General features: G+C 42.6%; 14 protein-coding genes and 1 other annotated feature. All 14 genes read right to left on the bottom strand.

Annotation, left to right across the window (positions count from 1 at the left end; translation table 11 throughout):
• Window positions 1-39: 39 nt before the first annotated feature.
• On the bottom strand, window positions 40-1,155 hold the full coding sequence (rpoD, locus tag HC660_RS12545) for an RNA polymerase sigma factor RpoD (protein ID WP_003226225.1): 1,116 nt from the start codon (window positions 1,153-1,155) through the stop codon (window positions 40-42).
• A gap of 199 nt (window positions 1,156-1,354) precedes the next feature.
• On the bottom strand, window positions 1,355-3,166 hold the full coding sequence (gene dnaG, locus HC660_RS12550; protein ID WP_168748260.1) for a DNA primase: 1,812 nt from the start codon (window positions 3,164-3,166) through the stop codon (window positions 1,355-1,357).
• 33 nt (window positions 3,167-3,199) lie between these two features.
• Window positions 3,200-3,694, bottom strand: coding sequence for a YaiI/YqxD family protein (locus HC660_RS12555; RefSeq protein WP_168748261.1), 495 nt, complete (start codon window positions 3,692-3,694; stop codon window positions 3,200-3,202).
• 253 nt (window positions 3,695-3,947) lie between these two features.
• The gene (locus HC660_RS12560) at window positions 3,948-4,760 is read right to left on the bottom strand and encodes a pyruvate, water dikinase regulatory protein (RefSeq protein ID WP_003237056.1); all 813 of its coding nucleotides are present in this window, start codon (window positions 4,758-4,760) and stop codon (window positions 3,948-3,950) included.
• Window positions 4,761-4,785: 25 nt separating this feature from the next.
• Window positions 4,786-5,424 carry a transcriptional regulator CcpN gene (ccpN, locus tag HC660_RS12565; RefSeq protein ID WP_024122084.1) on the bottom strand — a complete coding sequence of 213 codons (639 nt, stop codon included), beginning with the start codon at window positions 5,422-5,424 and terminating at the stop codon, window positions 4,786-4,788.
• Window positions 5,425-5,558: 134 nt separating this feature from the next.
• Window positions 5,559-7,598, bottom strand: a complete 2,040-nt coding sequence (gene glyS, locus HC660_RS12570; RefSeq protein WP_168748262.1) for a glycine--tRNA ligase subunit beta — start codon at window positions 7,596-7,598, stop codon at window positions 5,559-5,561.
• A complete protein-coding gene (gene glyQ, locus HC660_RS12575) occupies window positions 7,591-8,478 on the bottom strand; it encodes a glycine--tRNA ligase subunit alpha (RefSeq protein ID WP_010334976.1) in 888 nt (295 codons plus the stop codon). Before glyQ ends, glyS begins: the two co-directional genes overlap by 8 nt.
• Window positions 8,479-8,560: 82 nt before the next feature.
• Window positions 8,561-8,735 (bottom strand) — a binding site (T-box leader).
• 39 nt (window positions 8,736-8,774) lie between these two features.
• A complete protein-coding gene (recO, locus tag HC660_RS12580) occupies window positions 8,775-9,542 on the bottom strand; it encodes a DNA repair protein RecO (protein ID WP_168748263.1) in 768 nt (255 codons plus the stop codon).
• 36 nt (window positions 9,543-9,578) lie between these two features.
• The gene (locus tag HC660_RS12585) at window positions 9,579-9,722 is read right to left on the bottom strand and encodes a YqzL family protein (protein ID WP_024122087.1); all 144 of its coding nucleotides are present in this window, start codon (window positions 9,720-9,722) and stop codon (window positions 9,579-9,581) included.
• 143 nt (window positions 9,723-9,865) lie between these two features.
• On the bottom strand, window positions 9,866-10,771 hold the full coding sequence (era, locus tag HC660_RS12590) for a GTPase Era (RefSeq protein WP_010334979.1): 906 nt from the start codon (window positions 10,769-10,771) through the stop codon (window positions 9,866-9,868).
• On the bottom strand, window positions 10,752-11,162 hold the full coding sequence (locus HC660_RS12595) for a cytidine deaminase (protein WP_010334980.1): 411 nt from the start codon (window positions 11,160-11,162) through the stop codon (window positions 10,752-10,754). Before HC660_RS12595 ends, era begins: the two co-directional genes overlap by 20 nt.
• A 120-nt stretch (window positions 11,163-11,282) precedes the next feature.
• Window positions 11,283-11,654 (bottom strand): diacylglycerol kinase family protein, encoded by a 372-nt coding sequence (locus HC660_RS12600; RefSeq protein WP_026014745.1) that lies wholly within the window; start codon window positions 11,652-11,654, stop codon window positions 11,283-11,285.
• On the bottom strand, window positions 11,635-12,108 hold the full coding sequence (ybeY, locus tag HC660_RS12605) for an rRNA maturation RNase YbeY (protein WP_010334982.1): 474 nt from the start codon (window positions 12,106-12,108) through the stop codon (window positions 11,635-11,637). Before ybeY ends, HC660_RS12600 begins: the two co-directional genes overlap by 20 nt.
• Window positions 12,109-14,244 (bottom strand): cyclic-di-AMP phosphodiesterase PgpH, encoded by a 2,136-nt coding sequence (pgpH, locus tag HC660_RS12610; RefSeq protein ID WP_168748264.1) that lies wholly within the window; start codon window positions 14,242-14,244, stop codon window positions 12,109-12,111.
• Window positions 14,245-14,265 lie beyond the last annotated feature (21 nt).

Raw genomic sequence — 14,265 nt, forward strand, 5'->3', positions numbered from 1 at the left:
TTTAAAAAAGAAGAACGGATCTGCAAGACCCGTTCCATCTTATTCTAGAAAATCTTTCAAACGTTTACTTCTGCTAGGATGTCTTAGTTTCCGCAGCGCTTTCGCTTCGATTTGTCGAATACGCTCTCTCGTAACTCCAAATACCTTGCCGACCTCTTCCAATGTTCTTGTACGTCCGTCATCAAGACCGAATCGAAGCCGCAATACATTTTCTTCACGATCTGTTAACGTATCAAGCACGTCTTCAAGCTGCTCTTTCAATAGCTCGTATGCCGCATGATCTGAAGGTGAAGTAGCCTCTTGATCTTCGATGAAATCACCAAGATGGGAATCATCCTCTTCACCGATCGGTGTTTCAAGAGACACTGGCTCTTGTGCTATTTTTAAGATTTCACGTACTTTTTCAGGTGTTAGATCCATGTCTTCCGCAATTTCTTCAGGTGTTGGCTCTCTGCCTAAGTCTTGCAATAGCTGACGCTGTACGCGGATTAATTTATTAATGGTTTCAACCATATGAACGGGGATCCGGATCGTTCTCGCCTGATCGGCAATGGCGCGTGTAATCGCCTGTCTGATCCACCACGTAGCATACGTACTGAATTTATAACCCTTACGATAATCAAATTTCTCAACGGCTTTCATCAGACCCATGTTACCTTCTTGAATCAGATCAAGGAACAGCATTCCGCGTCCGACGTACCGTTTGGCGATGCTGACAACAAGCCGCAGGTTCGCTTCGGCCAATCTGCGTTTGGATTCTTCATCACCTTCTTCAATTTTTTGCGCATAGGCGATTTCTTCCTTTGCAGAAAGAAGGTTAACCCGGCCGATTTCCTTTAAATACATACGTACTGGGTCGTTGATTTTGACACCAGGCGGTACACTTAGGTCATTAAGGTCAAATTCTTCTTCGGCTTTGGCAAGCTGCTGAATATTAGGATCTTCTGTTTCTTCATTCTCACTAATTAATTCAACACCTTGTTCACCTAAAAATTCATAATACTCATCCATTTGGTCTGACTCAATCTCAAAGCTGGACATACGCTCAGCAATTTCTTCATATGTCAAAACGCCACGTTTTTTACCAGACTCAGTTAATTGTTCTTTCACTTGGTCGAATGTTAATTCTGTTTCGTGGGTTTGTTTATCAGCCATTATGGATCCCTCCTTCCAAAGCTTGCAACGAATTCTAAAAGCGGTATGATTCTTATTCGGTCCATTCAGGCGTTTTCTATGTGAACTGCCTTTAACAATGTGCGAATAATGAAATGACAATTCATGATGAGGTCAAGCGATCTATTTGCTCCTCCGCAAGGAATCATTGCCAATAAAAGCTCCTCATCAGTTGTCCCTGTTATTTTAAAGATCGGTTCAATGTAACGATTTCTTGAGCCAGAGATGCGGCTCTCAAAAAATCTTTTTGCCTTTCGGCTTCGGCTCTTTCCGCCTCTTTTTCTTTTATCATTGACCATTTTCTGTGATTCAACACTTTTTTCACATAATCTGATAACTCGGCCTCGCTGAGTTCTTGATTAATCTGAAGCATTAAAATATCAGACAATACCTGGCTTATATGATCATCCGTCACCCTGGCCATAAGATGCTGAGGCGTCAGCTCGGCACCCTCTTCATATAAAGCGTACAGATAGGCGGCCAAAGCGCGGTGTTCATCAATATTAAATTCAAACCCGACCCGGTCAATGACTTTTTTTATGACGCCCCTGTCACGAAGCATATGCGCCAGTAAAAGCCTTTCTGCATTTTCATACGCCGGGCGCAGCCGTTTTTGCCTTGCCTTAGTTGTCAAATGCGCTCTTCTTGTTTTCGTTTCACCGCTGCTGTCAGTAGGTTTGTTTTGCCTGCCGAATACAGTCAGCTGCTCAGTTAATGACTCCTGGGAAATCGAAAATTCGGAAGCAAGCTGTTTCACGTAGACTTCCTGTTCAAGTGATCCTGACAGCGCGCTGATTTCTTTAAGCACTTCTTTAATGTAGGCTAATCGATCGCCTTCATCGGACAGGTTCTTTCCTTTCCGGAAATATTGCATTTTAAACGCCATCACCGTAACGCTTGCATCGACAATGTCGTTTTTGAATTTTTCTCCGCCGTACTGTTTAATGTAATCGTCAGGGTCCAATCCGTCAGGGATCATAGCGACTCTGACTTTACAATCTTTTTTCTGAAGAAGCTCTGCAGCTTTCAAGGTGGCTTCATATCCGGCTTTATCAGAGTCATAGCAAAGAATGATCTCCTCCACGTTTCTTCTCAGAATCTTTACATGATCATCTGTCAGAGACGTACCCATCGTCGCTACACTCTCTTTTACGCCTGAGTTTACCGCTGATATGACATCGGCGAATCCCTCGAATAAGACAGCTCTTTCCTGCTTTCTGATATGAAGGCGGGCCTTGTGAAAATGATAAAGCAGCTTGCTTTTATGAAAAAGCGGCGTTTCCGGGCTGTTCATATATTTTGGCTGCTGGCTGCCAAGCGCTCGGCCTGAGAAAGCCACAACAGCTCCATGATGGTCATGGATCGGAAACATGATCCGGTTTCTGAAACGGTCAAAATATCCGCTTCCGTCTTCGCGTCTAATGAGCAGCCCCGCTTTTTCCATTTGAGTTTCACTGAAGCCTCTCTTGGCGAGAAATTTCGTTATGAAGTCCCAAGAATCAAGTGCATAGCCAATCTGAAATTCATCAATCAGCTCTTTCGTAAACCCTCTTGCAAGCAAATAATCCAGCGCATCCTGGCCTTCTTTTGTATTTATTAACAAATGATGGTAAAATTTCTTCAGAAGCTCATGAGCCTCCGCCATTTTTTGTTCTCCGGTGGATTCTGGCCGGACTGCGGTGTGAACCGTTATATCATCTGGAAAATCAATGTGGTATTTGTCCGCAAGGTGGGAAACCGATTCAGCAAACGAATAACCCTCCATCTGCCTCAAAAAGGAGAAGACATTGCCACCCGCTCCGCAGCCGAAGCAATGAAAAATCTGTTTGTCTGGCGATACGGAAAACGAAGGTGTGCTTTCTCCATGAAAAGGACAGAGTCCAAAGTAGTTTCGGCCTTGCTTCTTTAATTGAACATAATCACCTATGACTTCAACGATATCTGCCGACTTTTGCACCTTGTCTACAATTTCATCTGGTATCCGATTTCCCATCTTATAACACTCCGTCGTACATTATTCGATGTTTTAGTGCAAAATCCCTTCATCGTTCGACAGGATTTTTTGCAGCAGCGTAACAAATCGTTCTCGATCTTCATGATTCAATTTTTTAGGCCCTTTGGCATAAATGCCTTTTCTCCTTTGTTTGCCGGAAACATGACGGCCTTCAAGGGCAAAATCAATCGTATCTTCCTTGTAAAGACGTCCTCTCTCCGACATGACAGTGACGTTCCTGTTCAGAAGCAGGGACGCTAAACCAATATCCTGCGTCACCACGACATCTCCCGGTTTTACATGATTTGCGATATATAAATCAGCAGCTTCTTTATGAGGATCAACATACTTCCATTTTTCTTCCTGACTTCTGGAAAGCTGGTAATGTTCAAATGAAGCGACAAAAAGAACTTGAACTTCATAATCGGATGCTGTTTGTAAAATTTCGTCTTTTACTGGACAAGCATCAGCATCGACAAAAATCGTCTTTTCTTTTTCATTAAGAAGAGTAATTCTCCATCCCTCCATTAAACTCCTGCATAAAAGCAAGCAAAATCGCACACCCTGCAAAAATGCGGGTGTATTTGAATTTGTCGAAAAATTTCCGGGAGAAATTCTTGACATCTTACCCATAATAGTTTATTCGTATCACACGAACCTTAAACCTAAAATTAATCATTTTATCACAATTTTTTATTATAATACAAACTTCACAAAGATGCTATTGTTTTTCATTATTCCCTTTTGGCAAAGTCAAAAACCCAGGATAGAGCGTCCTGAGTTACATGTTTTTCGTTTTGAGATGATGGATAATATTTGCTGTTTCTTCTACTGCTTTATTTGAAACATCTACAACTTGGCAGCCGATTCGATCCACGATCTTTTCGAAATATTCCAGTTCCTCTTTAATTCTGTTGATATTTGCATAAATGGCCTTGTCATTGAGGCCAAGTGATTTTAACCGTTCTTTTCTGATATGATTCAGTTTATCCGGACTGATCTTCAGGCCGATGCATTTTTTCGGGTCAACATTAAAGAGCTCTTCCGGCGGGTCAACCTCCGGAACAATCGGGACATTGGCAACCTTCAGCCGCTTGTGGGCAAGATATTGAGATAACGGTGTTTTAGAGGTTCTCGATACACCGATCAAAACGATATCAGCTTTTAAAATGCCTCGTGGGTCACGCCCATCATCGTATTTAACAGCAAACTCAATGGCTTCGACCTTTTTGAAATAATCTTCATCAAGCTGGCGGACCCGTCCCGGTTCATACTTCGCCGTTAAACCGTAGGCTGTTTCCATTTTATCAATTAACGGGCCGATAATATCATAATATAAGACATTTGCTTTTTCCGCTTCGGCAATCAAATATTCTCTTATTTCCGGCACCACAAGTGTAAAACAGATAATGCCTCCATCTGCTTTTGCAAGCGAAATCACTTCATTGATAGTGCCAATGTCTTCAACATAAGGAATTCTTCTTACATGTGTATCGTCTGCTGATCCGTTAAATTGGCTTAATGCAGCTTTGACTACCAATTCAGCCGTTTCACCGACGGAATCCGATACGACATAGATGATGCGGTTATTCATATTATCCCCCCGTTAGTCTGCGCTCTTATAGGATTTCATTTTCTGATAAACTGACAAGTATTTTGGTCATATTCGTTTTCGTCACTCTGCCGATCACTTCATATCCTTTATCGGTATCTTTGATGACAGGCAGCGCATCGATTTGTTTTTCAATTAAGTGCTTTGCAATGTCCATCACATAATCCTCGCGTCTGCACACTGTAATATTCGGCATTCTAGTCATAATAATGTGCACAGGGACAGAAGTAAGCTCCTGCTGGCCGATGCTGGCTCGTAGTAAATCCTTTCGTGAAAGCACTCCGACTAAAACAGCATCACGGTCCACTACAAACAGAGTACCTACATCTTCTAAAAACATGGTGCAAATCGCATCATATACAGAAACGTTTTCGTGAATAACGACGGGGATAGATTGAAAGTCTTTCACCTGAAGCTTTTTCAGTTTATCTGCCAGCAGCTGCGTACCGGTTTTTCCAGTATAGAAATAACCGACTCTCGGGCGCGCCTCAAGGAAACCTGACATGGTGAGTATGGCTAAATCAGGACGCAGTGTTGCTCTCGTTAAATTCAGCTGTTCGGCAATATGCTCCCCTGTAATCGGTCCGTTTTCTTTTACAATCTGCAAAATATGTTCTTGCCGTTTATTTAGTTCGATCGTACTCACCACCTTTTCACTTCATATCTATGTAAAGAGAATAATAAACCATATTATAACGTAAATGCTCTGTAATCAAACAAAAAAACGTTCAAATGGGGAAAAGACGATTACCGATCACACAGCAACCGCCTTTTCTCTCTTTATTTTACAATAAGGGCATTCATATTAGCAAAGGACTTGATCTGATCCGCCAAGTTTACCATTTGCGCTAATCGGTTTGCCTTTAATGCCTCGTTATCAGCAATAACCATCGTATGGTCGAAATAAGCATCGATCGGTTCCTTCAAGGCTGCTAGTGAAGAAAGTGCCGCCTCATAATCTTTTTTGCTGAAACTTTCCTGCAGATTTTGTTTAGCAGTTTGATAAGCTTCGTACAGCTTCGCTTCGTATTCATTTTCGAACAATTCAGGCTGAATATCTCCGCGAACTCCTTTTTTGCTGATAGAGATCACTCGGCCTAAAGCTTCAGCTGTTTCTTTAAAGCCCGAGGCACCCAGTTTTTGTTCCAGCACTTGCGCTTTGTGGAGCGCTGAATACGGCTCAAGCTCAGAGCTTTCCAGCACGGCATCTATTACATCATGTCTGATCTGCTCCGCATTTAAGACGTATTTTAGACGCTGAGTGAAGAAATCTAACAGTTCGGTTTCTTTTTCCGTTTGTACGAAAGTCAACAGCTCTTCAAACGAAATGCCCCAGTTCCGGTCCAGCAGAATCGCAACAATACCGCTCGCTTGGCGGCGCAAGCCGTAAGGATCCTGTGAACCAGTCGGAATGACGCCAATAGAGAAGAAGGATGCGATTGTATCTAGCTTATCCGCCATTGCCACGACTGCCCCAGTGAAAGTGGAAGGTGTTTCTCCGCCTGCGGATCTAGGCATATAGTGTTCGTTGACAGCCGCAGCTACAGCATCATGTTCGCCAAGCATTCTCGCATACTTTTCACCCATAATTCCTTGAAGCTCAGGGAATTCATATATCATATGTGTCACAAGGTCGAACTTAGAAATTTCAGCAGCACGTTTCACGTGTTTTAATGTATCTTCATCAGCTTGAAGACGGACAGCAAGCTTCTCTGCGATCGCTGTTACTCTTCTTACCTTATCAGCGAGAGAGCCAAGCTCTTCATGGAACACAATGTTTTCAAGCTTCTTCACATTTTCATCAATGTTCAGCTTCTGATCTTCCTTGTAGAAGAAGGAAGCATCGGATAAACGTGCACGCAGCACTTTCTCATTGCCTCGCGCGACATTTTCAATCGCGTGGCTGTTTCCGTTACGGACTGTGATAAAGTAAGGAAGCAAATCTCCGTTCTTGTCTTTAACAGGGAAATAGCGCTGATGCTCTTTCATTGTCGTTACAAGCACTTCCTCAGGAATGGACAGGAACTCAGATTCAAATGAACCGTAAAGAGCCGTCGGATACTCTACTAAATGATTGACTTCATCAAGGAGGTCCTCGTCAACCGGAATACTCCATTTGTTTTCTTCGGCCATTGCTTCCAGCTGCGATTGAATCATGTGTTTGCGAACATTTGGATCAGCAATCACATGCTGCTCTTTCAGCTGTTCTTCATAACTTGAAGGCGATTCAATAGACACTTCATGACCCAGGAAACGGTGCCCCTGTGTCGTCCGACCTGACTCAACATTTGTGATTGCAAACGGAATGACATCCTGGCCAAATAAAGCGACAATCCATTTAATCGGACGGATATAACGCAGATCTTCATTTCCCCATCTCATGTTTTTCGGGAAATGAAGGCTTGTAATTAAGCTGTTCAGTTCAGGCAGAAGTGTTTTGGTTTCTTGGCCTGCTTGGAATTTTTGCACAAAAACATATTCTGTGCCTTTTATTTCTTTCATGTACAAGTCTTCCATGCTGGCACCTTGCCCTTTTGAAAACCCAATCGCCGCTTTTGTCCAGTTGCCGTCAGCATCAAGGGCGATTTTTTTTGCAGGCCCTTTTGCTTCTTCTTTTATATCATCCTGCTTTTCTGCTACACCCTTTACGAAAACAGCAAGGCGTCTCGGTGTATTAAAAAGCTTCACTTCACCGTGTGCGATATTTTTTTCTGCAAGCCAGCCTGTCAGCTTTTCGCCAAGCTGAACCATGCTTTCATTCAAAAAGCGCGCCGGCATTTCCTCTAATCCGATCTCTAAAAGTAAATCCTGTTTACTCATGAGAAGAACCCTCCCCTTTAAGCATTGGGAACCCTAGTTTTTCTCGTTCCTCATAATAGGTTTTTGCGACTTTCCTTGCTAAATTCCGCACTCTTCCGATATAGCCTGTCCGCTCTGTAACAGAGATTGCCCCTTTGGCATCAAGAAGGTTGAATGTGTGCGAGCATTTAAGCACGTAGTCATATGCAGGATGCACAAGACCGTTATCCATTTGCTTGATCGCTTCTTTTTCATACGTGCTGAATAATTGGAACAGCATATCAACATCAGATGTTTCAAATGTATAAACGGAATGCTCGTACTCAGCCATCATGAATAAATCTTTCACGGTAAACCCTGACGTCCACTCAAGATCAAATACATTTTCTTTATCTTGAATATAAGATGCCAGACGCTCAATTCCGTATGTAATCTCAACGGAAACAGGCTTACACTCGAGTCCTCCAACCTGCTGGAAATACGTGAATTGTGTAATTTCCATTCCGTCAAGCCATACTTCCCAGCCAAGACCCGCACAGCCTAAAGACGGATTTTCCCAGTTGTCTTCAACGAAACGGATGTCATGCTCAAGCGGATCAATTCCGAGAGCGCGCAAAGAGTCTAAATACAGCTCTTGAATGTTATCAGGTGACGGTTTAATGATGACCTGAAATTGATGATGCTGATAAAGTCTGTTCGGGTTTTCTCCATATCGGCCGTCAGCTGGGCGTCTTGACGGCTCAACGTAAGCCACTTTCCACGGCTCAGGACCGATACTGCGCAAAAATGTATACGGGCTCATCGTGCCGGCCCCTTTTTCTACATCGTATGCCTGCATGAGCACACAGCCTTCATTGGACCAATGCTTCTGCAGGGTTAGAATCATGTCTTGAATATTCATTTCAAGCACCTCCACTTTTCTTTCATAAAATTGCTGCGGCAGCAACCAAAAAACTCCCGTCTCTATGCTTGCCAGCCGCAAACATAGGGACGAGAGTTCTCCCGCGGTTCCACCCTAGTTGCTGAGAACCAAATCCCAGCCTCTTTTTTAAAATTGCTCAAGAATGCCTTTCGTTGCGTGCTCATCCTTAGCTTACACCGTCCTAAGGTCGCTTTTATGAGGTATACGCAAGTACTTCTTTCTCTCACTGCAACATATTTTATAATAAATGATCATATAAAAAGATGGGCCAGATGTCAACTTTTGTTTTCACCCATAAGATGTTTCATGCTCTCCATTTGATCTAAAAAGCGCTTCGATTTCAGATAAACTCCTGAATATTCTTCGTAGTACAAGTCAATAACTTGCTTTACTTCATCTTTCGTTTCCTGCTTTAAGGACACATTGCCAATCCTTGAAAGATCAAAGTAATAAAACAATCTCAATAGCCTTGCCGTTTGCGGTTTAATCGGCACCTTGTAAGGGTCTTTGTCAAAGCAGCGGTGGCAAATAAAACCGTTATCGCGAACAGAAAAATGGAATGTCCCATCCTGGCTTTTACAATGCACACAGTGATTAAGCTCAGGATACAGTCCCATCACAGCAAGCATCTTCATTTGAACAATGAAGGTGATAACATCCGGGTCAGTTCCTTCATCAAGCTGTTTAAAGGATTCTAAAATAAATTCAAACAAATAGGGATTTGGTTTTTTTTCTTCTGTGCCTTTGTCAACAAGCTCGGCAATAAAAGCTGCATATGCAGTTAAAAACAAATCCTCTCTGATGCCTCTCATGCTGAGAATCATTTCACCCTGCTGAAGGGTTCCGAGGCCTGTTGTTTTCTGCATTAAGAATGAACCATACAAAAAGGGCTGGCTGACTGCTGATAAACGGCTGTTCGGTTTTTTGGCTCCTCTGGCCATAACACCTATTTTTCCGTACTCTCTTGTCAGTAAAGTAACTATTTTATTCGTCTCTCCGTAATCATTGGTACGAAGAACGATTCCTTCACATTTTGTCAGCATTTCCGCACCTTCCTAAAACAGGAGCGGTCAAGAGGTCTATAAAATTGGAAAATCAAATCGGGCTAGCTCATCTTCTAGTTCTTCGGGTCTTTCCATGTTCTCTTTTTCCAGTTCTTTAAAAAGAAGATACGTATCAACATTTCCTGTTTGAGAAAATACGTTCCAGGTAAAATTCAACACAAGAAACCCACCTTTCTGTAGTTAAACTAGCTTACCTAAACTCCAAATTCTTACCTTTATCTTGACCAGATGTCCTCCATTTCATGTTAAACAAAATTTGCTAAGTTATCCCTGTTCATGTGAGATAATGACACAGCAAGAGATTAATATTCATCCTCTTTAAAGCCGAAGTCGCGAAGCTGGGACATTTTGTTACGCCAGTCTTTCTGCACTTTTACCCATAATTCAAGATAGACGCGAGAACCTAAGAGGGCCTCAATATCCGCTCTCGCTCTTTTTCCGACTTCTTTCAGCAGGCTGCCTTTTTTACCGATGACAATGCCTTTTTGAGAGTCACGTTCGACTACAATTGTTGCCGCCACGTGCACGGATCCGTTGTCCTGTCCTTTAATCGATTCGATGCTTACCGCAATGCTGTGCGGGATTTCTTCCCTTGTCAGATGCAGCACCTTTTCCCTGATCAACTCAGAAATAATAAAGCGCTCCGGATGATCGGTCACCTGATCACTTGGATAAAACTGAGGTCCTTCAGGCAAATAAGCTTCAATCTGCGCCAGCAAAGTTTCAATATTATTTCCCTCTAATGCAGAGATCGGAACAATTTCCTTAAAAGGATATCGCCCGCGGTATTCGTCAATTAACAGAAGCAATTGATCAGGATGGATTTTGTCAATTTTGTTTACGATTAAGAAAACAGGTGTCGAGGTATTCTGCAATTTCTCAATAATGAACTCGTCGCCCTTGCCGTAACCTTCCTCAGCATTGATCATAAATAAGATCAAATCGACTTCTTTCAATGTATTTTGCGCCACTTTCATCATAAAGTCCCCAAGCTTATGCTTAGGCTTATGAATTCCTGGTGTGTCAATAAAAATTGTTTGTGATGTGCCTGTCGTTAAAACCCCTTGCACCTTATTTCTCGTTGTTTGGGGTTTATCACTCATGATGGCGATTTTTTGGCCGATCACTCTGTTCAAAAAAGTAGACTTACCTACATTTGGTCTTCCGATAATGGATACAAATCCTGATTTAAAGCTTTCGTTCGTCATGTAAATCCTCCGATGAAAATGCGCCTGGCAATAATTCTTCTGCAGTCATTTCTTTTATTTGTCCTTGTAAATTGGTCAGCACGACAACAACGTCCTTTGTGCAGAGCTCAGAAATCACCTGTCTGCAGGCTCCGCACGGTGATACTGGTCCCGGGGTGTCAGCAGCTACTGCCAGCATCTGAAACTCAGTATCGCCTTCAGAAACAGCTTTAAACAAAGCGGTACGCTCAGCGCAGTTGCACATGCTGTATGCCGCATTCTCTATATTGCAGCCTCTGTACACTTTTCCATCTTTGGTAAGAAGAGCGGCTCCTACTTTAAACTTGGAATACGGTGCATATGCCATGTCACGCGCTTTTAAAGCTTCTGTTATCAATTCCTGTCTGTTCATGTGTACATGTTCCTCTCTTACCTATAATGGTACCGCTATCACTTTATATTTTACATAATAGCGCTCCTTTTTTCACGCCCATTTCTAAAAATGTAAAATAAATGTAAGAATTTTCAGCCATTACAGCTTTGGCAAAAAAATAAGTAAACCAATAATACACGAAATCACGGCAAAAACGCAAACAGCCCCGGCAGCAGCGTCCTTAGCCGCCTTCGCAAGCGGGTGATGTTTATCTGTTACTAAATCAACCGTGTGTTCAATAGCTGTATTTAAAAGCTCTAGCGAAAGCATTCCGCCGATCAAAAGAAAAATAATAGCCCACTCTGTCAAGCTGAGATTAATGAGAAAACCGCAAATGATAACGGCGCAGGCAGCCGCGGCATGAAATTGAAAATTCCGCTCCGTCCGCGCCGTTTTCCATATGCCCCGTCCTGCGTGCACGAAGCTCATTAGGAATCGCTTCAGCTCATTTCTATGATCTCTTGAGTCCATAGGCGTCCAGCAAATCCTTTTGCTTAGTAAACATCTCCTCTTCTTCCTCTTTCGTCATATGGTCATATCCTAAAAGATGCAGGAATCCATGTACCGCTAGAAAGCCAAGCTCTCTCTTGAAAGAATGGTTATATTCTTCAGCCTGCTCTCTTGTACGATCTGCACTGATGATAATGTCACCTAAAACCGGCGGCATTTCAGCACCGACAATTTCAACTTCATCTTCTCCCTCTTCTTCAAGAGCAAATGAAATGACGTCTGTCGGCGTATCCTTTCCCCGATACTCTTTATTGATCTGCTGAATGTCTTCATTGGTAACGATCGTGACAGAAACCTCAGCCTGATCCTGAACTCCTTCGCGCTCAGCGGCAAATTGAAGCAGATTTTCTACTTCTTTAAGCATCTCTTCAGAGACACTTCCGGTTTCATCTACGATATCAATCAGTAAACTCATCTATTTCACCTTCTTAGTAGCCTCCGGATATTCAATCCGGGAGTGGAAAATTCCTTTTAATGTTGCACAAAGCGTTTTTGCGATTGTATCAAGCTCTTTAAATGTCAAATCGCATTCACTAAACTGTCCGTCCTGAAGCTTATCGGATATAATGCCCCGGACAAGCTTTTCAATTCGTTCAGGATTTGGATTATGCATCGATCTGACAGCCGCTTCGACACTGTCTGCCACTGAGATAATCGCGGCTTCTTTTGACTGCGGCTTCGGCCCCGGGTAACGGAATTCTTCCTCTGTAATCTGATCGCCTTTTTCCTTCGCTTTATAATAAAAGAATTTCAAAAGAGAAGTCCCGTGGTGCTGCTCAGCAATATCCACAAGCTCCTTTGGAAATTTATAGTTCCTCAGCATATTCGCCCCGTCAGTGGTATGCGAAATAATAATATTTTTACTGAGCTGCGGAGAAAGCTTATCATGCGGATTGTCAATATTCATTTGATTTTCAATAAAATACTGCGGCCGCTTTGTTTTTCCAAGGTCGTGGTAATACGCACCCACTCTTGCAAGCAAGCCATTTGCCCCTACCGCCTCGCAGGCGGCCTCTGACAAATTAGCGACCATGACGCTGTGGTGATATGTACCTGGTGTTTCTGTCAGTATTTTTCGAAGCAGCGGATGGTTAGGGTTGGACAGCTCAATCAGCCTCATTGTGGACAAAATGCCGAAACCTGTCTCAAAAAACGGCATAAGCCCGATAATTAATACAGAGGAAGCAAAGCCCGACACAACTCCCATCAGCATGAGCGTCCCGATTTCCAGACCTGACAGCGCGGTGTTTTGAATCAATAATAGAGATAGAACCACAATCATATTGATAAACGCCACAAAAAGTCCGGTCTGCAAAATTTTTGATCTGCCATTGTGTTTTCCTAAAAACAAAACACCAGAAATACCGCTGATCAAATAATAAATACCAATGACATAATTAAATGTTCCTGTCACACCTTGATTAAACATCATACTTCCGCAAATCGCAAGAATGATACTTCCTAAAATGGCGATTCGCTCATTCATCAGTAGCTTAATTAAGATCGCGCCGGCCGCAATGGGGACAAGATAGCCAATATTGTTATATTCCATCTTTTGAAATAAACTGACAACCTCCATAATAACAAGTAAAAGCGTTGTAATAATGGAGAATAATAAGATCGACTTTTGTTTGAATTTCAGATTTTGATTCTGTTTTTCGAAATAGTAAACAAGTGTAGCTATGAAAAGCCCAATCATAATCAATAGACCGCTGATCGGCTTGAACAAATTGGAGTTATTTAATAATCCGGTCAGCTCGAGTTTTCTATATACTTCCCGATCAATGAGGTCATTTTCTTCCACGAGCACCTGCCCCTGTTTGATCTGAACCTGCTGAACATTGTCTGACGCTTCCTGGCGCTTTGCCTCTGTTGCTTTCGGATCGAAAACGTAATTCGGAATGATGGCGTAACGCCCGATTTCCGTGGCTGCTCCCAAATATTTGGACGGAATAGAATTACTCTTCAGTTCTTTTTCCACTTTATCTTTTGCTTCAGATAATTTATCCGACGGGATTTCACTGCTCATCACTGAGTTTACTGCTGTTATGACAGTATCTCTGACAAATGAAAAATCTTCATGGTCCGCCTTCAGCAAAGTCTTGATGGCTTCCTCTGATATAGAATCATTCACATCTGACGTCAGCTTATTCTTCACCGACTTAATCATTGATTTTTCTGATGGTGAACTGCTGTCTTCTTCTGCTGAGTTTTTCACTTCACTAATACTGTCAAATATCGATGACACAAGATCAATTCGATTGTCTGTATAATCCTTCTTTAAGGTATATTGATCTTCGACCGCATCCTCAGCAGCTTGCTTTTTTTCCTCTGTCGCTTTTTGATCTTCCACGGTTGCCGGGGCATAAATGGTCTTGTCGCTGACTGAAAACAGGTCTAAATCAAGCGATTCCGGCTTCACATGTACAAAAAGCAATGCGAACATAATCGCAGCCAGCAGAAGATACAGCAGTACATGCATGGAGCGTGCATTTTTAAAGCCGCGCCACTTTGTTGAGCCGCTTTTGGTCTTCCCCTTCTTTTTCAACACAAGAACCTCCTCTAGAAAATC

The sequence above is a fragment of the Bacillus mojavensis genome (assembly GCF_012648005.1).
In the GTDB taxonomy this organism is placed as follows: domain Bacteria; phylum Bacillota; class Bacilli; order Bacillales; family Bacillaceae; genus Bacillus; species Bacillus mojavensis.

Excerpts from the sequence above, each read along its gene's own strand:
- HC660_RS12560 (WP_003237056.1), bottom strand. The coding sequence starts at position 4,760 with ATGAATAACCGCATCATCTATGTCGTATCGGATTCCGTCGGTGAAACG.
- dnaG (WP_168748260.1), bottom strand. The coding sequence starts at position 3,166 with ATGGGAAATCGGATACCAGATGAAATTGTAGACAAGGTGCAAAAGTCG.
- glyQ (WP_010334976.1), bottom strand. The coding sequence starts at position 8,478 with ATGAATATTCAAGACATGATTCTAACCCTGCAGAAGCATTGGTCCAAT.
- recO (WP_168748263.1), bottom strand. The coding sequence starts at position 9,542 with ATGCTGACAAAATGTGAAGGAATCGTTCTTCGTACCAATGATTACGGA.
- rpoD (WP_003226225.1), bottom strand. The coding sequence starts at position 1,155 with ATGGCTGATAAACAAACCCACGAAACAGAATTAACATTCGACCAAGTG.
- HC660_RS12555 (WP_168748261.1), bottom strand. The coding sequence starts at position 3,694 with ATGGAGGGATGGAGAATTACTCTTCTTAATGAAAAAGAAAAGACGATT.
- glyS (WP_168748262.1), bottom strand. The coding sequence starts at position 7,598 with ATGAGTAAACAGGATTTACTTTTAGAGATCGGATTAGAGGAAATGCCG.
- HC660_RS12595 (WP_010334980.1), bottom strand. The coding sequence starts at position 11,162 with ATGAACAGACAGGAATTGATAACAGAAGCTTTAAAAGCGCGTGACATG.
- era (WP_010334979.1), bottom strand. The coding sequence starts at position 10,771 with ATGACGAACGAAAGCTTTAAATCAGGATTTGTATCCATTATCGGAAGA.
- ybeY (WP_010334982.1), bottom strand. The coding sequence starts at position 12,108 with ATGAGTTTACTGATTGATATCGTAGATGAAACCGGAAGTGTCTCTGAA.
- HC660_RS12600 (WP_026014745.1), bottom strand. The coding sequence starts at position 11,654 with ATGGACTCAAGAGATCATAGAAATGAGCTGAAGCGATTCCTAATGAGC.